This is a genomic window from Nocardia aurea (genome assembly GCF_003123685.1).
GTDB lineage: Bacteria > Actinomycetota > Actinomycetes > Mycobacteriales > Mycobacteriaceae > Nocardia > Nocardia aurea.
On record NZ_QCYJ01000127.1, the window covers coordinates 547,420 to 569,076 of the forward strand.

Sequence of the window (21,657 nt, forward strand, 5' to 3'; positions counted from 1 at the left end):
CACATGGGCTAGCTAAGGTGTTGCCGTCCGCGTTGCTCGGGTGCCGGTGTTCGTCGGGGCACCGCGAGTGCGGGTGTCCCGTAAGACACAGGAGGGCCGCGTTTGTTCGTGTTCGGTGATCGTGTCGTGTGCACCGCCGCTGATCTCGTGCGCGCGGCGCGGTGCGAATTCGCGCTGTTGCGCGCCCTTGACACCGAGCTCGGCACCTTCGCGGCCGAATCGGCGGATTTCGGCGATATCGCCACGGTGCCCGGCATCGGCGCGGCCCGCGAACGCACACGCACCGATTTCCGGGATCGATTCGGCGACACCATGGTCGAGGTGCGGGCGCCGCATCCCGAACCGGAGGATCCCGAGGCCAGGGTGGCGGCATTACGCGCCGCCGACGCCGAGACCGACGCGGCACTGCGCGCGGGCGCGGATATCGTGCACGGCGCCACCTTCTTCGACGGCCGCTTCGCGTGTGCCTGCGAATTCCTGGTGCGCGATCAGGCGGGTTACACCGCGCACGGCACCGCGCCGTATCAGCGGGAATCGGTCAGGGAAGCACTGGAACTCGCCGCGCTCGAACTCGCGGCCTGCGCCGACGCCGCGCACGCCCGCGGGATGTCGGCCGCGGCCGTGGTCCGATTGCACTGGGGCCGAGACCTTTCCGATCTGCCGACGGCCGAACTCGTCCCGATCTATCGGTCGCTCAGGCGCAGGGTCGAGTGGATCGTGGAGGAGAAACTCAGCGAACTGCTGCCCGTGCAATGGGGTGATCCACGCTTCCTCGCCTGCGGTCGATGCCCGATCTGCACGGCGGCGCTGACCACCGCGCGTGATCTGCTGCTCGTGGCCGGACTCGGCAATCCGGCGCGCGCGCGACTTCGCGAGGCCGGGACCGCGACCATCGACCGGCTGGCGGTCACCGAATCCGCGGTCGCCGGACTTTCCCCGCGCACCGTCGGCACACTGCGGCGTCAGGCCGAAATCCAGCTCGCCGGTGAATATTCCGGTGGCCCGGAGTACGCCGTCTTCGACCCGGACGCACTGCGCGCGCTGCCACCGCCGTCCTCCGGCGACCTCGCGCTGATCCTGGACGACACCCCCGGCGAACCGCTGCGGATCGAGGTGGGCGGGCCCGGGGTCACCTATCGGAGCTACCGGATTCCCGGCGACTCGCCCGCCGCGACGGCCGCGCGCCGAGACGCCGTCGCCGACACCCTCGATTTCCTCGCCTCGCGGCGTCGCGACGATCCCGCGACGCGGGTGTACTACTTCACGCGCGAGGTCCGCGCTGCGCTGCTGCGCCGCACGGGCGGGTACGGCGTCGGCGAGGAGATCGTCGACGAACTGCTGTGCGACGGCGTGCTGGTCGACCTGTATCCGATCCTGCGCAACGCGGCCGTCATCGGGCGGCGATCGTATCGGCTCGAGACCCTGCGCGAATTTCTCGACGGCCGCGCCCGTCTCGATGCCCCGGCGGGCGAATCCGCCGACTGCGCGACGATCCTGCGACTGCGCGACTGGTTGCTCGACCGCGCCGTGGACGAGCGGATCACCCCGTGGCCGGTGCCGCCCCCGGGAACGCGGTCCTGGTGCGGCCCGGATTCGCAGGGGGCGGAATCGATTCCGCCCGCGCCTCCGTCGTCCATCGAGGCGGCGCTGGCCGAATTCGCGGCGGGTCGCGGCGCGGCGGGTCCGGCACCGCATCCGGCGGCGCTGATGGCGGCCGCGCTCGGCTACCACCGGCGCGAGCGGCGGCCGCTGTGGTGGGCGCATATGGACCGGCTCAGCCACCCGGTGAACGAATGGCCCGAGGCGGCGGGTGTGCTGGTGGCGGACTGGGGCACCGTCGACACCAAATGGCATCACAGTCCGAACCGTCCGACCATGCGGCGCTACCTCACCCTGACCGGACGGATCGGCACCGGTCGCGGCCCCGGCACGACGCTGGCGCCGGGCGCGACCGTCTACACCTACTACGACCGCCCCGTGGCCGCGGGTATGGTGACGGCGGTCGGTAGGCGCGCCACCGCGACCGCGACCGTGCTCGGCTGTTCGGTCGACCCGGATTTCGACGACACGGTCCGCCTGGAGGAATTGCTGCCCGCCGGGTGCGAACCCTACGACGATCTGCCCGTCGCCATCGCGCCGCAGTTGCCCGCCCGTGACGAGAATGCCGAGGGCGCGGTGGAATTCGCCGCCCAGCAGTTGCTGGTGACACTGCCGGAGATACCGCGCAGCGCCGTCTTCGACATCCTGGCGCGCAGGTCGCCACGGCTACGCGACGGCGCCGCGCTGCCGGAGGTGCACGGCGATCACGCGGCCGCGATCACCGCGGCGATCCGCGAACTCGACGACTCCTACGTCGCGGTGCAGGGTCCGTCCGGCACCGGGAAGACCTCCACGGCGGCGCGGGTGATCGAACGGCTGGTGACCAAGCACCGATGGCGGGTGGGTGTGGTGGCGCGCTCGCATCCGACCATCGAGAACATGCTGGACGCGGTGGTCGAATTCGGCGTGCTCCCGGAGCTGGTGGCCAAGAAGGATGTCGAATCGGTCGCGCCGGAGTGGGCCGTCATCGACGCGGGCCGCTACCAGCGTTTTCTCGACAACGCCGTCAACGGCTGCGTCATCGGTGGCGCGCCCGCGGATTTCGCGAACGAGGATCTGATCGGGCAGCAGGCCCTCGACCTGCTCGTCATCGCCGACGCGGGCGGTTTCGCGCTGGCGGAGATGATCGCGGTCGGTCCGAGCGCGCGCAATCTGCTGCTGATCGGCGATCTCGCGCCCACGACGGCGCACGCCGCGCACCAGGAACCGGTCGGTGAATCGGTGCTCGGCTGGCTGGTCGAGGACCGGGCCACGCTGTCGGCCGAACGCGGCTACTTCCTCGACCGCAGCTGGCGGATGCATCCGCGCGTCTGCGAGCCGATCTCACGGCTCTACTACGACGACCGGCTGCGTTCCAACGAAACCATCACGCTCGCACGCCAACTCGACGGGGTGGTGCCCGGTATCGAGGCGGTGCTGGTCGATCACCTCGGCAACACCACCGAATCGGAGGCCGAGGCGCGCGAGGTGGTCCGGCGGGTGCGCACACTGCTCGGCGTCTCGTGGACGGTCGGCACGATGACCCGCCGTCTGCATCCGCACGACATCTTCGTCGTCGCGCCCTACGGCGCCCAGGTCGGCCGGATTCGCACCATGCTGGCCCGCGCCAAGATCGAGGACGTCCTCGTCGGCACCCCGGATCGCTTCCGCGGCAGGCAGGCCGCGGTGGTCCTGCTGTCGATGACGACTTCCACCCCCGCCGACGCGCCCTACGGCATGTCGTTCCCGCTCTCGCGCGGTGTGCTGCACGCCGCGCTGTGCCGGGCGATGTGGAAGGCGGTGATCATCCGTTCCACGCTGCTGACCGAATACCTGCCGTCCACACCTCGCGAGGTGACGGATCTGGCCCGATTCCTCGAACTGACGGCCGCGCCCGGCTGAGCGCGGCGGATCACGCGGAGTCGGTGCGGACGGACACCGTCAGGAACGCTGCGTCGACCGGACTCGAATGCCGAGCAGACTACGACGTCGACCGTTGAGCCTCGACCAGAGTTCGATGCCGAACCAACGTCGATGCCGAGAAGATTTCGACATCGACCGGAGTCAGGCCCCGACTGAAATCCGGGGCCGGGGCCGTCAGCCGAAGCACTGACCTTCGCCGCGATAGGTGGGAACCGTAGTGCGCGTGCCGTCCTCGTCCACGAGGTGGATGCGATCGAAACGCTCGCACAGTTCGCCCGCCTTGGCGTGCCGGAACCACACCCGGTCACCGATGCGCAGCCCCGCCGCCGACGACAGAGGGGTCTGCACCTCGCCCGCGCCCTCGGTGCCGATCAGCCGTAATCCGTTGGGCCACACCGGCTTCGGCACGCGAGACGGACCGGTCGGTCCGGAAGCGATGTAACCACCGGCGAATACGGTCGCGATGGACGGCGTCGGCCTGCGCAGCACGGATGTGGCGAAGAAGAGGGCGGGGCGCGGGGTGAACGCGCGGTAGTTGTCGAACAGCGTCGGGACGTACAGGCCCGATCCCGCCGTCACCTCGGTGACCTCGGGATCGGTGATACTGACCTCGATCGAGCCGGTGCCGCCGCTGTTGACGATCCGCAACGGGCCGACCACCGAGCGCACGGCCGCGAGCACCTCGGTGCGCCGGGTGGCGATCTCGGCGGCCGAGAGTTTCTTGACCAGGCGAATCGCGATATTGCTGTCGGGAAGTCCCGCGATCTGCGCCTCGTAGGTCATCGCGCCGACGACGTCGAAACCGCGATCCACGCCCGCGCGGGCCAGTGCGGCGGCCTGATCGGGCGTGCGTATCGGGGAGCGGCGCACGCCGAGATGGATCGGGCCGACCCGCAGCGAGGCGTCGACATCCAGGCAGATCCGGGGCCGGACCCAGTCACTGCCGACCGCAGCCCTGATCAGCGCGAGTTGCTCGACGTCATCGACCATGAGGGTGATGGAATCGAGCAGCGTCGCGTCGCCCGCGAGTTCGGCCAACGCGGCCCGGTCCACACTCGGATAGCCCAGCAGCACGTCACGGGCGCCGAGTCGAACCAACCAGATGGCCTCGCGCAGCGAATACGACATGATGCCCGCGAAACCCCCGGCCGGTCCTGACCCGAGCACTTCCTCGAGGACGGCGCGGCAGCGCACGGACTTACTCGCCACCCGAATGGGGACCCCGCCCGCCCTGCGCACCAGATCGGCGGCATTGGCACGCAGTGTGGGCAGGTCGATGGCGGCAATGGGCGGATCCAATTCGGCGGTTGCCGTGTGGAGCCGCGCGATCGGCGAGGTCACCGTCCCCACTCAACCACCAAACTGGTCAGACGTCCAGCTCCTGTCAGTACGCGTCGGTCGCACGTCCCGCCAGGCCGCTGACCAGGTCGTCCAATACGACCAACGCGGTCTCGTCATCGCAGTCGGCGAGCCACCGCAGCACCGTGCCCTGCAACATCGCGGCCGCGTACGCGGCGATCGACTCGACCGGTTCCAACCATTGCGTGCCCGACCGGGCCGCGCAGAGGTCGAGGAACCACGCGACCTCGACATCCATGTCACGGAACATCGCGCGAGCCGAAGGGTCCGGCGCGCAATCGGGCGGGACGTCCCATCTCTCACGTAACGCGTTGACGGTCGCCTCATATGCTTTTACCTGTTTGGTCGGCGCGGCCTTGACCATCGGCCAGTACGCACTGACCCCGGCATGCAACAACACTCGTAGTGCTCGCACACCGGTGAAATCGAGCGAGGCGGCCGCCTTCTCCACGGCCTCGCAGATCGTCGGCCGAAACCGCACCTCTGCTATCTCTCCACGTGTGCTCAACGACGACTCCCTCGGCGAAAAAACTCGCGCAAACTGCGGCGCGACTCGCTGAACATTGCGACCACTCCCACCGACCTCATCATTGAGATCACGGGGCTGCCCGGTCCAACGTTCACCAATGGTAGAGGGTTATCAAGGTTTAAGAACGGGTTCAACGGGTAATTTCAGACTGGAAGAATGTTTTGTTACCCAAACGGAATGGCTTCGCGACCATCCCTCGGCGCCGATGAAACCTCGTTCTGGGTGTGGTCTCGTCGACCCTCCCGGCGAGAGACACCTCGATCCACTGTACGGACGATTTCGGGACCGCCCGGTGTCGCTGTGGCGCACAACACAGCGCGATCCTCGCGAACCGGTCATCAGAATTTCGCCGAGCGAACGATTCCCACGGCAACCCCCGGCCGATAGCCTGGGTCGGTGACTCTCCCGACCCCCGTCGACCAGTTCTTCATCTCCGGCACCTTCAACTTTCGCGACACCGGCGGCCTGCGCACCGCCGACGGCGCGACGGTCCGTCCCGGCGTCCTGCTCCGCTCGGCTCAGCTCAGCGGCCTGACCCCCGACGGCCACGCCACCATGCGCGACCTCGGCGTCACCGACGTCTACGACCTGCGCGGACTGCGGGAGATCGACCACGTCGGGCACGACAACCTGCCCGACGGCGTCCGGCTCAACATCACCCCCTTCGACTCGCGCATGGGCGAGCGACCGCCGCACGAGGCGCGCACCTCCTTCGGCATGGCCCACATGCTCGAGGTCTACCGGTTCTTCCCCGCACTGCCCGAGGCCCAGCGCTCGATCACCGCGATCGCCGACTCCGTGCTGCGCGGCGAGGGCGCGGTACTGGTCCACTGCGCGGCGGGCAAGGACCGCACCGGCTGGGCGGTCGCGACGCTGCTGTACTCGGTCGGGGTCACCGAATCCGACATCTTCGCCGACTTCCTGCGCAGTAACGAGGCGGTTCCCTCGCTGCGCGCGATGTTGCAGCCGAAAATGCCCGAGGGTGTCGAACTGACCGCCGATCTGCTCGGTGTCAGGAACGAATATCTGAACGTCGCCGTGGCCGCGGCGCTGGAACAACACGGTGACTTCGACAGCTATCTCGAGGCCATCGGTCTGACCGCGCAAGTGCGCGCGCGATTGCGCGAAACGATGCTGGAGTAATCAATCGATGCGTGGAAATCCCGACTGACCGGTCGCACCGCGCCGGACCAGGCCGTCCGCGTCGATGGTGACCTGATCGCCGGTGTGGAACCAACTGCCCGTGAAGCGATCCGCGGTCGCCTCGGGATCGTTCCAGTAGCGTCGCGTGACATTGGGCCCCCGGCACAGCAACTCACCGTGCCCCGAGCCCGCGCGCGGCCCGAACAGCGCCAATTCGGTACCGCCGAAAGGGAATCCGAGGACGGCGGCATCCGCTTCGGCGCGGTCGTCGACGGCGAGACCGATACCGCTGGTCTCGGTCGCGCCCCAGACCGACCACTGCCGCGCGGCGGGAAAGATCTCACGCAGGGCGGCCGAGGGCGTCGCGCCCGCGGCGGGGACGAACATGCGTTCGGCGCGATGTCCGGCGCTGCTGATCCGCGACACGCCTTCGGTGCGCATCCCGTCCTGACGCAGCGCGGCCAGTCGCGGTAGAAGGCGGGCGAACAATCGCGGGGTCGCCGAGACCATGTCGACCCGTTCGGTCGCGATCCCCTCGGCGAGTTTCCCGGTATCGGGGGCGAGTACGACCGTGCCGCCGACCGCGAAGGTGGGCAGCAACTGATCGACGCAGCCGCTGGCATGGGCCAGCGGCAGCAGCAGCAGGTTGCGCAGTCCGTCGGTCGGCAGGTCCAGCGCGCCGACCACCGACCGGATGGCCGAGAGCAGATTCTCGTTGGTCAGCTCCACCCCCTTGGGCGCGGCGTCCTGGCCAGCGGCGCCCGGCGCGGGGCCGCTGGTGTAGCAGAGCAGGGCCAGATCGCTCAGCGCGGCGCCGTCATCGATATAGGCCGCGCCGTCGGGGAGTTCGTCGCCCGCGCCCGAGCCGAGGACGAAATCCGCTCTGCTGTCGGCGATCACGCGTTCGGCCACCGCCGCGGGCAGGCCGTCGTGGACGAGAACCGGCACCGCGCCGCTGAGCAACGCCCCGAGGAAGGCCTGCACCCAGCGGGCGCCCACTGGCATGTGGATGGCGACGCGGTCGCCGTAGCCGATGCCGTGCTCCTGTAATCCCCCGGCGATCCGCGAGGCGGAATGCCACAGCTCCCGATACGTGAACCGGGGGCCGCCGATCTCGACCACCGCCTCGCGCTGGGCGAACGCGTGCACCTGTAGATCGAGCAACTCGGTGAGCGCGGGGGTGAGGTTGCCGTACCTGAGCACACCGTCGGCGCCGCGAGCCAGCGGGTTGGCGCACACGGGCGGTCCGACCATGGGGTATTCGACCAACAACTGCTGCGACATTCGTCCTCCGCGCGCCTCGAGCGACCAGGCACCTGCGACTATATGACGTGGATCACAATCTCGCTGGGTTAGCGGTGATACGTGTCATGTCGGACACGCCGGTCATCGACCGGTGTATGTCGCCTTACCCGGTCCGACCTCCAGAAAGCTGCGCACCGCGCCGCGCAGATCCTCGGTGTCGAACAGCACGCCGGAAACCTGCGGGGTGACCGAATCGGCGTGTGCCACACCGCCGGAACGCCAGGCCGCGACGATCTGTTTGGTGGCGGCGTGCGCCCGGGTCGGCCCCTGCGCGAGCCGGTGGGTCAACTGCCTGGCCGCGGTGTCGACGTCCTCGTGCACGGCGTTGACCACACCCCAGTCGGCCATGGTCGCCGCGTCGTAGAGATCGCCGGTCATCACGAATTCGCGGGCGCGCCCCGATCCGGCGCGCTCGGCCAGCCGCTGCGGGCCGCCCATCGACGGGGTCAGCCCGACCACCGTCTCCACCAGACCGAACCTGGCCTTCGGGGCGGCCAGGATGATGTCGCAGGCCAGCGCGATCTCGAAGGCCGCGGTGAGGGTCAGGCCGTGTGCGGCGAAGACCACCGGGCACGGCAGCGCTTCGAGCGGATGGATGATCTGCGCGAACAGGGTGCGCCACAATTCGGCGCCCTGTTCCACCGACAACCCGTCGAAGACGTGCACGTCGACGCCGCCGGAGACGACCTTGCCCTCGGCACGCAGCAACACCGCCCTTGGCGGGCGCGCGGCCAATTCCGCGATATCGCCGACCAGGGAGTCGAACATCGCCTGGTCGAACAGGTTCAGCGGCGCGTTGGCGAAGGTGAGGATCGCCACCTCCGCTCCGCCGTCGGTGACTTCACGTTCCAGCCGGGTGGCCTTCGATTCGCTCATCCGGTCAGCCTAGAACCCGAATCTGCCAGACTGTGCCGGTGACCAAGTCGGCATCCGAATCCGGTACCTACGTCGAGTCCGGCGAGTTCAAACGCGACACCAACTACATCACCACCCGGATCACGGCCGACGGCCGCGACGGCTACCCGGTCGAGGCCGGCCGCTATCGGCTCGTCGCCGCCCGCGCGTGCCCGTGGGCCAATCGGACGCTGATCGTGCGCAGGCTGCTGGGCTTGGAGAACGCGCTGTCGCTCGGACTCTGCGGCCCCACCCACGACAGGTCGAGCTGGACCTTCGATCTCGACCCCGGCGGCGTCGACCCGGTGCTCGGCATCGCCAAGCTGCGTGACGCCTACCTCGCCAGATTCCCCGACTATCCGCGCGGCATCACCGTCCCCGCGATCGTCGATATCGCGACCGGTCAGGTCGTGACCAACGACTACGCGCAGATCACGCTCGACTTCTCCACCGAATGGACCGCCCTGCACCGCCCCGGCGCGCCGCTGCTGTATCCGGAACCGCTGCGCGAGGAGATCGACGAGGTGAGTCTGGCGATCTTCCGCGACGTCAACAACGGGGTGTACCGCTGCGGATTCGCCGGGGCCCAGGACGCCTACGACAAGGCCTACGACCGGCTGTTCAGCCGGTTGGACCAGCTCGGCGAACGGCTCGAGGGGCAGCGCTACCTGGTGGGCGACACCATCACCGAGGCCGACGTCCGGCTGTTCACCACCCTGGTGCGCTTCGACCCGGTCTATCACGGACATTTCAAATGCAACCGGAGCAAACTCAGCGAGATGCCGGTGCTGTGGGCCTACGCCCGCGATCTCTACCAGACACCCGGTTTCGGGGACACCATCGACTTCGGCCAGATCAAGACCCATTACTACGTGGTGCACACCGATATCAATCCCACCCGGATCGTGCCGAAGGGACCGGATCTGTCCGGCTGGCTCACCCCGCACGGCCGCGAATCGCTCGGTGGCCGCCCCTTCGGCGACGGCACACCGCCACCGCCGCCGGTACCGTCGGAACAGGTGCCGACACCGGTCCTGCCGTAGCCGGGTATATCGGCCGTAACGGGGAACCCGTCGAGTGACGCGGTTCGTTGCCGTGTTGGGCCGAGCGATTCTCGGTGCCATAGAGTTCTGCCAGCGAATGCTGAGACTAAGGGGTTCTGCCGATGAGGCATAGCGCGTTCGAAAAGACCGTGGTCACGCTGCTCGAGAACGGATCGAAGCTACAGGGCCCCGCGGTGGAGAAGTACATCGACATGATCCGGCGCTCACACCCCGACGAAACCCCGGCTCAGATCATCGCCCGGCTGGAACGGCTGTACCTGCTCGCGGTCACCGGCAGCGGTACGGCGGCGGGCGCGACGGCCGCCATGCCCGGTGTCGGCACCGTCGCCTCGCTGGCGACGATCACCGCGGAAACCGCCTTCTTCCTCGAGGCCTCGGCCCTGTACACCCTCGCCATCGCGGGGGTGCACGGCATCGCGCCGGAAGCCAAGGAACAGCGCCGCGCGCTGGTGATCGCCGTCGTGCTCGGTGACGCGGGCATGGACATCGTGGAGAAGTCGGTCGGGCATTCGGCCAAGAACTGGGGCACGCTGCTCGCCACCCGCGTCCCCGGCCTGTCCGGGATGAACGATTCGCTGATGAAGCGTTTCATCGTCCGATTCCTGACCAAGCGGTTGGCGCTGATGGCGGGCAAGGTGATCCCGATGGGCATCGGCGCCGTCATCGGCGGTGTCGGTAACCGTGCCCTGGGCAAGACCACGATCGTCAACGCGCACAAAGCCTTCGGCGCGGCGCCGACCAGCTGGCCCGCGTCCAGGCATCAGATCATCGAAGCGGATCCGCTGAAGGCGATCGATCCGTCCGCACCACGGCGGACCCCGGGTAAGCGGTGAGCCGAGCACGCCCCGCTTTCTCCGTTCGCGGATTGACCAAGCGCTACGAACAGACCGTGGCGATCGAGGATGTGACCTTCTCCGTCGACACCGGCACCAGCGTCGGCCTGGTCGGGCCTTCGGGCGCGGGTAAGTCGACGGTGCTGCGCATCCTGCTCGGTCTGGTGCGTCCGACCGCCGGCACCGCGTCGGTGGGCAGCCCCGGCGCGGTGGCGGGTATCGGCGGCGGGTCGCCCGTCGGCGGCATGCTCGCTCCGCGCGGGCTGCATCCGGCCCGCGCGGCCCGCGACCACCTGTCGATCCACGCCGCCGCCGCGCGCGTGCCCGACGGACGCGTCGAGGAGGTGCTCGACTCGGTCGGCCTGTCCGGCCACGCCGACACCAGGATCTCGGCGTTGAGCGCCGGACAGCACACGCGGCTCGCCCTGGCGACGGCGCTGCTGGCCGACCCGCCACTGCTCATCCTGGACGAACCGGCCGAAGGTCTCGACGCCGCCGAACGCGGATGGTTGCAGGATTTCCTGCGCGGGCACAACCGCAGGGGCGGCACCGTGCTGCTGTCGAGCACGTCGCTGGCCGCTGTGGTGCCGATGGTCGACAACCTCGTCGTGATGAGCGAGGGCTCGGTGGTCTACCAGGGCTCCCCGGCGAAACTGCGGCGCGGACATCCGGACCGGCTCGTCGTCGCGGCGTCCACCCCGGTGGCGCTCGCGACCGTGCTCGCCGCGCGCGGCTACACCGACGCGGTGATCCGCCCGGACGGCAGACTCGCGGTGGCCGACGCGACCGAGTCACAGATCCGGGACGCCGCGCACACCGCGGGCGTGCGGCTGGACAGCGTCACCGCCGACCCGATCCACCCGGATCGGGTCCTCGCCTCGCTCACCAAGCCGAGAACCACCGCACCGACACCGTTCGCGGCGCCCGCCCCGTACCCGAACCACCCCGTCCAGCAGCCGACGTCCTACGGAATTCCACGGTGATCACCCTCCTGCCCCCGGATCTCGTCCCCGCCGTCAACTCCGAACTCCGCAAAGCCGCGACACTGCGCTCGAACGCGATGCTGGCCGCCGTCCTGCCCGCCGTCGCGCTGGTGGCGTGTCTGGCCACCAGTGTGCGCTCCGGCCCCGCCGACCCCGATGCCGATCCGGCCACCGGCGCCGCCTCGATCGGGCTCTACGCCGCGATCGCGGTGACGATCCTGGCCGCGGCCGTCTTCGGCGCGGCGGGCGCGGGTGCGGAATTCCGGTATCACTCGATGCCGGTCACCGCGCTGTTCACCACCGACCGTGACCGTCTGATCGCCTCGAAACTGCTGGTCACCGCGGCCATCGCGCTGACGGTGGCCGTCGCGGTCGAACTCGTCGGCTTCGCCTGCCTGCTGATCTTCGGGCGCGGCAAGGTCGAGTTCGGCACGCAACTGGTCACCGTGCTCGGCGGCGGACTGCTCGCCACGACCTGCTGGTCGCTGATCGGCGCCGGGCTGGCCCTGGTGCTACGGAAATCGGGTGCCGCCATCGCGGTGCTGCTCGGCTGGCTGCTGATCGCCGAACCGCTGATCTGGCTCATCGCCAACGCCGTCGGGATGGGCGGCGTCGCGACCCTGCTTCCAGGATCGGCGACCATCGCCACGGTGGCCGTCGGCTCCTTCCCCGACAGCGACATCCTCGCGCCGACACCGGCCGCCGTCGTCGTCCTGCTGCTGTGGACCATCGCCTGCGCCGGCGCGGGCTGGTGGACCCTGCGCACCCGCGACCTCTGATCCCCGAGCCGGGGACTTCGCCGCTACGGGCGGTCCCCGGGATCATCGGTGTCATCCAGGAGCCGCGCTCGGCTGATACGAGGGCAACGGCCATCCGGAACCGCGAGGTGAGCGGCGACGATCGCGCGTCGGTGACCCTTGAGGGTCGGCACATCGATCGCGGTCGCCGACATCCGAACGCGCGCCACGCGCCACTGCCGAGCGGGAGGGCCGCGGCGCGCCTCGGGCGCGCACGCGGGAATCAAAGCGCGGCGCGAGACGTCGTAACGTCGGGGATACGAACGGGGGTGAGTGGAAAGTGCTGGTGGCGGAGTTGGACGGGCGTGCGACGCGACGGCCGGGGTGGATTCGACGATTGTGGGCGGCGAGCCTGGTCTACCGGGGCACGCTGGCCGGGGTCGCCGCGGCGGTGGCGCTCGGCGCGGTGGTCGAGGTCGCCGCTCCCCTGCTGACCAAACGCGCCGTCGACGCGGCGGGCGTCGGCGATACCGAGGTGATCGGGGTGGTCGCGGCCCTGCTCGCCCTGCTCGCCGCCGGGCGGTTCGTATCCTCGCTGACCAGGCGGGTACTGGCCGGGCGACTGTCCTTGGATATGCAGCACGCGATCCGGGTGGATCTGCTCGCCTCGTTGCAGCGCCTGGACGGGGCCGGGCAGGACGCCATCCGTACCGGGCAGGTGGTGTCGCGATCCATCACCGATCTGCAATTGGTGCAGGGCCTGGTCGCCATGGTGCCGTGGTCCGGCCTGGCGCTGCTGCAATTCGTGCTCGCCGCGGCGGTCATGGTGTGGCTGTCGCCGCCGCTGGCCGCGGTGGCACTGCTGGTCGTGCCCGCCATCGCGCTCGTGGTCTACCGGATGCGGCCGCGCCTGTACGCGGCGACGTGGTCGGCGCAGCAGCGCGCGGCCGATCTGGCCCAGCACGTCGAGGAAACCGTCACCGGCGTCAGGGTGGTGAAGGGTTTCGGGCAGGAGGCCAGGATGGTCGACCTGCTGGAGCAACACAGTCGCGACCTCTACGCCGAGCGGCTGCGCGCCGCGCGCGTCGACTCGAGGTTCGCGCCGGTGGTGGCCGCCGTCCCGCAGGCCGGGATGGTCGCGGTGATCGTGGTCGGCGGGCTGCTCGCCCTGCACGGCATGATCGGCGTCGGCACCTTTCTCGCCTTCGCCGCCTACGTCGCGACCATGACCGCCTCGGCGCGGACCATGTCCTCGGTGGTGATCATGGCGCAGTTGACCCGCGCCGCCGCCGAACGAGTGTTCCAGGTCATCGACACCGCACCGGTCATCGCCGAACCGGCGCACCCCGCACCGCTGCCCGACGGCCCGCTCGGCATCGATATCCGGTCGCTGAGCTTCGGATTCGACCCGGACCGGCCGGTGCTGCGCGATCTCGACCTCGTGGTGCGCCCCGGCGAGACGGTGGCGATCATCGGCCCCGCGGGCTCGGGCAAGTCGACGCTCGCGCTGCTGCTGCCGCGTTTCTACGCACCGGATTCGGGCAGCATCCACCTCTTCGGCGCGGGGACCGATCCACGGGAAACCGCCCACGCCACCCCCGACGGTGACTCGCCGGAGTCCGACTCCGGCGCGAAGATCTCTCAGCCGGGGGGCGAGCCGGGCCGGTGCGAACCGGCGGACGGTCGATGTCGGTCCGTCGACATCTCCGATGTCAGCACCGCCGACCTGCGATCCGCCGTCGGCGTCGTGTTCGACGATCCCTTCCTGTTCTCCGACACCATCGCCGCCAATATCGCGCTCGGCCGCACTGATGCCACCGACGCCGAGGTCAGGCAGGCCGCGAAACTCGCTGCCGCCGACGATTTCATCAACGAACTCCCCGACGGTTACGACACCGTCGTCGGCGAACGCGGTCTCACCCTCTCCGGAGGCCAGCGCCAGCGGATCGCGTTGGCCAGAACCCTGCTGGCGCGTCCGCGCGTCCTGGTCCTCGACGACGCCACTTCCGCGGTGGACGCGGTGACCGAGGCCGCCATCTTCGACACCCTGCCCGACCGGGGCGGGCGCACCACGCTGATCCTGGCGCACCGCGAATCCACCCTCGCCCAGGCCGACCGGGTGATCCGGCTGCCCGCCCCCGAGGCACCCGCCCTCGTCGTCACCGCCGAACCGGCGCGCGGACGCGAGGCGACCGGCGGTCCGGGGAACTGGTCCGGCATCACCAACGCGTTGAGCGAAACCCCGGAACTGCGCCGCAACATCGCGCGGCTGCCACCGGCCACCGACCGTCCCGTCGACGACGAGCGCGCGTTGCGGCAACCCGAACCGAACTTCCGGCTGGCGCGGCTGCTGCGCCCGGTCCGGCTGCTGGTGCTCACCGTGGTCGCCCTGCTCGCCGTGGACGCGCTGCTCGCGATCGCCTTCCCGCCGCTGGTGCGCTACGCCATCGACGACGGTGTCAGCGGTGACGACGCCGGAGTGCTCACCCGCGCCGCCGTGATCGGAACCGTCCTCGTCCTCGCCGGTCTGCTGGTCGGCGTGGTGACCACGGTGCTGACCGCCCGCACCGGCGAACGCGTGCTCTACGGTCTGCGCATCCGCAGCTACGCCCACCTGCAACGGCTCGGGCTCGACTACTACGAGCGGGAACTGTCCGGCCGGATCATGACGCGCATGACCACCGATGTGGACGCGCTGTCGACCTTCCTCCAGACCGGGGTCGCGACCACCCTGATCGGCGGACTGACGCTGATCGGCATAGCGGTCGCGCTGCTGGTCATCGATGCCTCGCTGGCCGCGGTGGTACTGATCGCGCTGCCGCCGCTGTTCGGGGCGACCCTGCTGTTCCGTCGCGTCTCCGACACCGCCTACACGGTGTCGCGGGAACGGGTGTCGGCGGTGAACGCGCATTTCACCGAGAACGTCACCGGTCTGCGCGCCGTGCAGGCCAATCGGCACGAACCGGTCGCGGCCAGGCGTTTCGCCGAGTATTCGGTGCGCTACCGGCATTCGCGAATGCGGGCGCAGTGGGCGATCGCGACCTATTTCGCCTCCGTCATCGCCTGGGCGGATCTGGCCCTGGCGGCGGTGGTGTTCATCGGTGCCCGCGAGGTGGCGGCGGGCACAACGACGGCGGGCACGCTGATCGCCTTCGTGCTCTATCTGGAACTGCTGTTCGGTCCGATCATGCAGCTGTCGCAGGTCTTCGACGGCTATCAGCAGGCCAGGGTCGGCCTGCGCCGAATCGGCGAGCTGCTGCGCACGCCGTCGTCCATCGCGGCCGATCCGCCCGACGCGGTCGCGATCGAGGGGTCGTTGCGCGGCGAGGTCGGATTCGAGGAGGTCCGCTTCCAGTACTCGGGGGCGACGAGCCCGGCGTTGGACGGGGTATCACTGGAGATCGCGCCCGGCGCCACGCTCGCGCTGGTCGGTCCGACCGGCGCGGGCAAGTCGACCATCGTCAAACTGCTGGCCCGGCTCTACGATCTGCCCCCCGGCGGTGCCGACGGCGGGGTCGGCGCGATCCGGGTGGACGGTGTCGACATCCGCGACTACCGGCTCGCCGACTACCGCTCCCGGCTCGGCATCGTGCCGCAGGAAGCTCACTTGTTCACCGGCGACGTCGCCAGCAACATTGCATTCGGACAACCATCCGCGAGCGCCGAACGGATCGCCGCGGCCGCCGAAGCGGTCGGCGCGTCGGAGATGATCGCGGCGCTGCCGTTGGGGATGCGGCAGCCGGTCGGCGAACGGGGACGCGGGCTGTCCGCGGGGCAACGTCAGCTGATCGCGCTCGCCCGCGCGGAACTGGTCGACCCCGATCTGTTGCTACTCGACGAGGCCACCTCGACCCTCGATCCGGAGACCGAGGCATCGGTGCTGGTGGCGAACCGGTCACTGGCACGCGGACGAACCACCGTCGTGGTCGCGCACCGGCTCGGCACGGCCGCTCGGGCCGATCGGATCGCCGTGGTCGACCACGGCCGGATCGCCGAGATCGGCACCCACGACGAACTGATTTCGGCCGGAGGACAGTACTCGCGCCTGTGGGAGGCGGCCGCCTCGCCCTCTCGTTGAGCGCCAAACGTGGTACGGGCGACAGTCAGCCGGGACGAGGGAATATTCTCGTTGCCGGACGAGTCTGCACAGGTGAGTTCTGGAATGTCCGGTGGTGGGTAGCATCGCCGATTTGCTGCTGGGCCTATCCTCAATTAGGGCGCATCGGCGCGCATCCGCTGATCCCCGTGCCGGGCACGTCACAAACGTCGCAGCGCGAAGAACGAAATGAGGCGAACACCTGCTGTGAGCAGCTCAACTTCCCAGTTCGGACAGAACCAGTGGTTAGTCGACGAGATGTATCTCAAATACAAGGAGGATCCATCCTCTGTCGACGCGAGTTGGCACGAGTTCCTCGCCGACTACACCCCTGAAGTGACCGGCGACCAGCCCACTCCTCAGACGACACCTCCCGCAACCGATTCGGCGCCCGCCGCACCGGCGGCCGTGAAGACCGCACCGGCGGCCGTGAAGACCGCACCGGCAGCGGTGAAGACAGCACCGGCGCCCGCACCGGCGAAGGCCGCGCCCGCCGCCGCCAAGGCCACGTCGCCCGCCGCCAAGCCGGCGCCCGCCGCCGCAAAGCCCGCGCAGGCTCCGGCGGCCAAGGCCACCCGTGCCCCGCAGACCACCCCGGCGCCGCTGTCGAACGCGGCGCCCACCACCGGTGGCCCCAAGTCCGGCGAACCGGCCTCCGACGAATCCAAGGTGCTCCGCGGCGCGGCGGCGACGGTCGTGAAGAACATGTCCGCCTCGCTGGCCATCCCGACCGCCACGAGCGTGCGGGCCATCCCGGCGAAGTTGATGATCGACAACCGTCTGGTCATCAACAACCACCTCGCGCGGACCCGCGGCGGCAAGATCTCCTTCACCCACCTGCTCGGTTTCGCGATCGTGCAGGCGGTGCGCAAGTTCCCGAACATGAACCGGCATTTCGCCGAGGTCGACGGTAAGCCGAACGCGGTCACCCCCGCGCACACCAACCTCGGTCTCGCCATCGATCTGCCCGGCAAGGACGGCAGCCGTTCGCTGGTGGTCGCGGCCATCAAGAGCACCGAGGACATGACCTTCGGGCAGTTCCACACCGCCTACGAGGACGTCGTGCGGCGAGCCCGCGACGGCAAACTCACCGGCGAGGACTTCGCGGGCGTCACCATCTCGCTGACCAACCCGGGCACCATCGGCACCGTGCACTCCGTGCCGCGCCTGATGAACGGCCAGGGCGCCATCATCGGCGCGGGCGCGATGGAGTACCCCGCCGAATTCCAGGGCATGGCCGACGAGCGCATCGCCGATCTGGGCATCGGCAAACTGATGACGCTCACCTCGACCTACGACCACCGCATCATCCAGGGCGCGGAATCCGGCGATTTCCTGCGGACCATCCACACCCTGCTGATCTCCGACGAGTTCTACGACCAGGTCTTCCACGCCCTCGGTGTGCCGTACGAGCCGGTGCGCTGGCGTCAGGACATCCGCGAGCGCGGCGTCGACAAGAGCGCCCGCGTGCTTGAGATGATCGCCGCCTACCGCAACCGCGGTCACCTGATGGCCGACACCGACCCGCTGCGCCTGGTCAAGGAAAAGTTCCGCAGCCACCCCGATCTCGACGTCACCCAGCACGGGCTGACCCTGTGGGATCTGGACCGCGAATTCAACGTCGGCGGTTTCCACGGCCAGGAGCGCATGAAGCTGCGCGACGTGCTGTCGATCCTGCGCGACGCGTACTGCCGCCACGTCGGCGTCGAGTACACCCACATTCTGGAAACCGAGCAGTTGCAGTGGATCCAGGACCGGGTCGAGCAGAAGCACGCCAAACCGACGGTCGCGCAGCAGAAGTACATCCTGAACCGGCTCAACGCCGCCGAGGCGTTCGAGACGTTCCTGCAGACCAAATACGTCGGCCAGAAGCGGTTCTCGCTCGAGGGCGCCGAAGCTGTCATCCCGATGATGGACGCCACCATCGACCAGTGCGCCGAGCATTCGCTCGACGAGGTCGTGATCGGTATGCCGCACCGCGGCCGCCTCAACGTGCTCGCCAATATCGTCGGCAAGCCCTACTCGAAAATCTTCACCGAGTTCGAGGGCAACATGAATCCGGCGGCCACCCACGGCTCCGGCGACGTGAAGTACCACTTGGGCGCGCGCGGCACCTACCTGCAGATGTTCGGCGAGAACGAGATCGAGGTCTCGCTGACCGCCAACCCCTCGCACCTGGAAGCGGTCGACCCGGTGCTGGAGGGTCTGGTCCGCGCCAAGCAGGATCTGCTCGACAAGGGCGACGGCCCCGAGGGTTTCTCGGTCATGCCGCTGATGCTGCACGGTGACGCCGCGTTCGCCGGTCAGGGCGTGGTCGCCGAGACGCTGAACCTGTCGGGTCTGCGCGGTTACCGGGTCGGCGGCACCATCCACATCGTGGTGAACAACCAGATCGGCTTCACCACCGCCCCGGAGAACAGCCGCTCCACCGAATACTCCACCGATATCGCGAAATTCATCGGCGCGCCGATCTTCCACGTCAACGGCGACGATCCCGAAGCCTGCGACTGGGTGGCCCGTCTCGCGGTCGACTTCCGGCAGAAGTTCCGCAAGGACGTCGTCATCGACATGGTCTGCTACCGCCGTCGCGGCCACAACGAGGGCGACGACCCGTCGATGACCCAGCCGTCGATGTACGACGTCATCGACACCAAGCGTTCGGTCCGCAAGGCCTACACCGAAAGCCTGATCGGCCGCGGCGACATCTCGCTGAAAGAGGCCGAGGACGCGCTGCGCGACTACCAGGGTCAGCTGGAGCGGGTCTTCAACGAGGTCCGCGAGCTGGAGAAGTACACCCCGGGGCCGAGCGAGTCGGTCGAGGACGACCAGAAGGTGCCGACGACCGTGCAGACGGCCGTCGACAAGGCCCTGCTGCAACGGATCGGCGACGCCTTCCTCGACGTGCCGGACGGTTTCAACGTGCATCCGCGCGTCAAGCCGGTGCTGGAGAAGCGCCGCGAGATGGCCTACGAGGGCAAGGTCGACTGGGCCTTCGCCGAGTTGCTCGCCTTCGGCACGCTCATCGACGGCGGTCTCGCGGTGCGCCTGACCGGTCAGGATTCGCGTCGCGGCACCTTCACCCAGCGCCATTCGGTGATCATCGACCGCAAGACGGCCGAGGAGTACACCCCGCTGCACAACATCGGCAGCGAGAACCCGGGTTGGTTCGCGGTGCACGATTCGGCGCTGAGCGAATACGCCGCCGTCGGTTTCGAATACGGATATTCGCTGGGCAATCCGGACGCACTCGTGCTGTGGGAAGCGCAGTTCGGTGACTTCGTCAACGGCGCGCAGTCCATCATCGACGAGTTCATCTCCTCCGGTGAGGCCAAGTGGGGTCAGCTCTCCGACGTCGTGCTGCTGCTGCCGCACGGCCACGAGGGTCAGGGTCCCGACCACACCTCCGGTCGTATCGAGCGGTTCCTTCAGCTGTGCGCGGAGGGTTCGATGACCGTGTCGGTGCCGTCGACCCCGGCGAACTACTTCCACCTGCTGCGCCGCCACGCGCTGGACGGCATCCGCCGCCCGCTGATCGTCTTCACCCCGAAGTCGATGCTGCGCAACAAGGCCGTCGTCTCGGATCTGAAGGATTTCACCGAGTCGAAGTTCCGTTCGGTCTTCGACGAGCCCGCCTACGAAACGGGCACCGGTGATCGTTCCAAGGTCAAGCGGATCGTGATGACCAGCGGCAAGCTCTACTACGAGCTCGCCGCCGAGAAGGCGAAGCAGAAGCGCGAGGATGTCGCGATCGTTCGGATCGAGCAGCTCTACCCGCTGCCCGTGCGCCGCCTCAACGAGGCGCTCAACGGCTACCCGAACGCCACCGATATCGCGTGGGTCCAGGAAGAACCGGCCAACCAGGGCGCATGGCCCTTCTTCGGCCTGAACCTCCCCGAAACCCTCCCCGAGCGTTTCAAGAAGCTGCGCCGCATCTCCCGCCGCGCCATGTCGGCCCCGTCCTCGGGTTCGAGCAAGGTCCACGCCGTGGAGCAGGCCGAGATCGTCGCCGAGGCGTTCGAGCCGACCAGCTAGTCACGTCCTACCCCGACGCCGGGTCGATCGCGTTCCCCAGCGATCGACCCGGCGTCGTCGTTGGGGAACCATCCCATCCCTCGGCCCTGATATTACGAATCACTGATATTATGAATACGAAAGTTCTGAAATATAGGGAGGGACCGATGGCGACGACCGTTGAGATCCCCGATGACGTGCTGTCCGAAGCGCTGCGTCTGACCGGCTTGACCACCAAGAAGGCCGTGATCAATCTCGCGATGACAGAACTCGTACAGGGGTACCGTCAGCGGGAGGCCCTGAGTCGGCTGGCGCGGATGAAACATAATCCGTTTCTCACCGCCGAAGAACTCGCCGCCGAGAAATCAGGCGAGTGACCGCCCCCAGCATCCGCCCCAGGTACCTACTCGACCAATCGGTCATGTCCCACTATCGGACGAATGCGGCGGTCGAGCGCAAGGTGAACGAACTGGCAGTGATCGGCGTGCTCTGTTCGTGTGTAGTCACCATGGACGAAGCACGGTACAGCGCCAGGAACAAGGCCGACCTGAGCTTCATCACCGAACTGTACGGACGTGTCTTCCAATGGCTTCCGATGGATGATCCGATCGAGGAGCAGGTTGCCGACATCAGGGCCGCTCTGTGGAGGAGCGGCGCGGGTCGCGGAGCACAGACGACCGACGTCCAGATCGCCGCGCTGGCATTGATGCACGAGGCGACAGTCATCCACAACGACACCGACTTCATCACGATCCAGCGCGCGGTACCGGAACTGCGGCAGTTGCGAATCGTGCCTGATCAGCGGTAAGAACACTCGGCAGAGAGCGCCGTGCTGGACCGGCTGCTTTCGTTCTCGTCCGGCGTGGCGTCGCATTCCGAGAGGGAGCGGTGCACGCCCGCCTGGGCGGGTTCGGACGCAGCGGCAGGTACGCCGAAGACCCCCGGCACGGAGGTTCGACGTGAATACCTCATCGGCCGAACAACTTTCACAAGCGGGCCACCGCGGGTCGGCCGGGGACGCGGCGCTGGAGGCCCGCACGAGCACCTGCCTCTTGCGTGACCTTCGCGAATTCGCCCAGGTCACCGGGCTGAAACCCCATGAACTCCACCTCGCCGCTGCGCGTCTCGCCTCTCCGAATACGTGACGCCCGCGCCGCACCCCGGGGCCGGACGCTCGATCCGCGATACCGAACGAGGTACCC

General features: G+C 68.7%; 14 protein-coding genes. 10 read left to right on the top strand and 4 right to left on the bottom strand.

Annotated elements, in window-relative coordinates; genetic code table 11:
- Positions 1 to 108: 108 nt before the first annotated feature.
- Entirely contained in the window at positions 109 to 3,480 is a 3,372-nt protein-coding gene (locus tag DAT37_RS31420; RefSeq protein ID WP_232840110.1) for a bifunctional RecB family nuclease/DEAD/DEAH box helicase, read from the top strand.
- Positions 3,481 to 3,675: 195 nt separating this feature from the next.
- Here the strand turns inward: DAT37_RS31420 and DAT37_RS31425 are convergent, their stop codons facing one another.
- Both DAT37_RS31425 and DAT37_RS31430 read right to left on the bottom strand, forming a co-directional pair.
- Positions 3,676 to 4,842, bottom strand: a complete 1,167-nt coding sequence (locus DAT37_RS31425) for an amino acid deaminase/aldolase (protein WP_109528451.1) — start codon at positions 4,840 to 4,842, stop codon at positions 3,676 to 3,678.
- A 43-nt stretch (positions 4,843 to 4,885) separates the two neighbouring features.
- Entirely contained in the window at positions 4,886 to 5,368 is a 483-nt protein-coding gene (locus tag DAT37_RS31430; protein WP_109528452.1) for a TetR family transcriptional regulator, read from the bottom strand.
- 417 nt (positions 5,369 to 5,785) lie between these two features.
- Between DAT37_RS31430 and DAT37_RS31435 the strand changes: the two genes are divergently transcribed.
- Complete coding sequence (locus DAT37_RS31435) at positions 5,786 to 6,532, top strand: tyrosine-protein phosphatase (RefSeq protein ID WP_109528453.1); 747 nt, start codon at positions 5,786 to 5,788, stop codon at positions 6,530 to 6,532.
- Here the strand turns inward: DAT37_RS31435 and DAT37_RS31440 are convergent, their stop codons facing one another.
- Both DAT37_RS31440 and DAT37_RS31445 read right to left on the bottom strand, forming a co-directional pair.
- On the bottom strand, positions 6,533 to 7,816 hold the full coding sequence (locus tag DAT37_RS31440; protein WP_109528454.1) for a class I adenylate-forming enzyme family protein: 1,284 nt from the start codon (positions 7,814 to 7,816) through the stop codon (positions 6,533 to 6,535).
- Between the two features lie 102 nt (positions 7,817 to 7,918).
- Positions 7,919 to 8,713: an enoyl-CoA hydratase/isomerase family protein gene (locus tag DAT37_RS31445; protein WP_109528455.1), complete on the bottom strand. Its 795-nt coding sequence runs from the start codon at positions 8,711 to 8,713 to the stop codon at positions 7,919 to 7,921.
- A 38-nt stretch (positions 8,714 to 8,751) separates the two neighbouring features.
- On the opposite strand from DAT37_RS31445, the gene DAT37_RS31450 reads away from it, so the two are divergent.
- From DAT37_RS31450 to DAT37_RS31485, 8 genes are all read left to right on the top strand, one after another.
- Entirely contained in the window at positions 8,752 to 9,774 is a 1,023-nt protein-coding gene (locus DAT37_RS31450; protein ID WP_109528626.1) for a glutathione S-transferase family protein, read from the top strand.
- A 122-nt stretch (positions 9,775 to 9,896) separates the two neighbouring features.
- A complete protein-coding gene (locus DAT37_RS31455; RefSeq protein ID WP_109528456.1) occupies positions 9,897 to 10,628 on the top strand; it encodes a hypothetical protein in 732 nt (243 codons plus the stop codon).
- Between the two features lie 32 nt (positions 10,629 to 10,660).
- Positions 10,661 to 11,611 carry an ATP-binding cassette domain-containing protein gene (locus DAT37_RS31460; protein WP_232840111.1) on the top strand — a complete coding sequence of 317 codons (951 nt, stop codon included), beginning with the start codon at positions 10,661 to 10,663 and terminating at the stop codon, positions 11,609 to 11,611.
- Positions 11,608 to 12,390: an ABC transporter permease gene (locus DAT37_RS31465; RefSeq protein ID WP_109528458.1), complete on the top strand. Its 783-nt coding sequence runs from the start codon at positions 11,608 to 11,610 to the stop codon at positions 12,388 to 12,390. Before DAT37_RS31460 ends, DAT37_RS31465 begins: the two co-directional genes overlap by 4 nt.
- Before the next feature lie 304 nt (positions 12,391 to 12,694).
- Positions 12,695 to 16,426 (top strand): ABC transporter ATP-binding protein, encoded by a 3,732-nt coding sequence (locus DAT37_RS31470; RefSeq protein WP_232840112.1) that lies wholly within the window; start codon positions 12,695 to 12,697, stop codon positions 16,424 to 16,426.
- Between the two features lie 207 nt (positions 16,427 to 16,633).
- Positions 16,634 to 20,476, top strand: coding sequence for a multifunctional oxoglutarate decarboxylase/oxoglutarate dehydrogenase thiamine pyrophosphate-binding subunit/dihydrolipoyllysine-residue succinyltransferase subunit (locus tag DAT37_RS31475; RefSeq protein ID WP_198654514.1), 3,843 nt, complete (start codon positions 16,634 to 16,636; stop codon positions 20,474 to 20,476).
- Positions 20,477 to 20,622: 146 nt separating this feature from the next.
- Positions 20,623 to 20,832 (top strand): type II toxin-antitoxin system VapB family antitoxin, encoded by a 210-nt coding sequence (locus DAT37_RS31480; RefSeq protein ID WP_157978797.1) that lies wholly within the window; start codon positions 20,623 to 20,625, stop codon positions 20,830 to 20,832.
- Positions 20,829 to 21,263 carry a type II toxin-antitoxin system VapC family toxin gene (locus tag DAT37_RS31485; protein WP_109528462.1) on the top strand — a complete coding sequence of 145 codons (435 nt, stop codon included), beginning with the start codon at positions 20,829 to 20,831 and terminating at the stop codon, positions 21,261 to 21,263. The genes DAT37_RS31480 and DAT37_RS31485 overlap by 4 nt, the downstream gene beginning before the upstream one ends.
- Positions 21,264 to 21,657 lie beyond the last annotated feature (394 nt).

Excerpts from the sequence above, each read along its gene's own strand:
- DAT37_RS31480 (WP_157978797.1), top strand. The coding sequence starts at position 20,623 with ATGGCGACGACCGTTGAGATCCCCGATGACGTGCTGTCCGAAGCGCTG.
- DAT37_RS31440 (WP_109528454.1), bottom strand. The coding sequence starts at position 7,816 with ATGTCGCAGCAGTTGTTGGTCGAATACCCCATGGTCGGACCGCCCGTG.
- DAT37_RS31475 (WP_198654514.1), top strand. The coding sequence starts at position 16,634 with ATGAGGCGAACACCTGCTGTGAGCAGCTCAACTTCCCAGTTCGGACAG.
- DAT37_RS31445 (WP_109528455.1), bottom strand. The coding sequence starts at position 8,713 with ATGAGCGAATCGAAGGCCACCCGGCTGGAACGTGAAGTCACCGACGGC.
- DAT37_RS31455 (WP_109528456.1), top strand. The coding sequence starts at position 9,897 with ATGAGGCATAGCGCGTTCGAAAAGACCGTGGTCACGCTGCTCGAGAAC.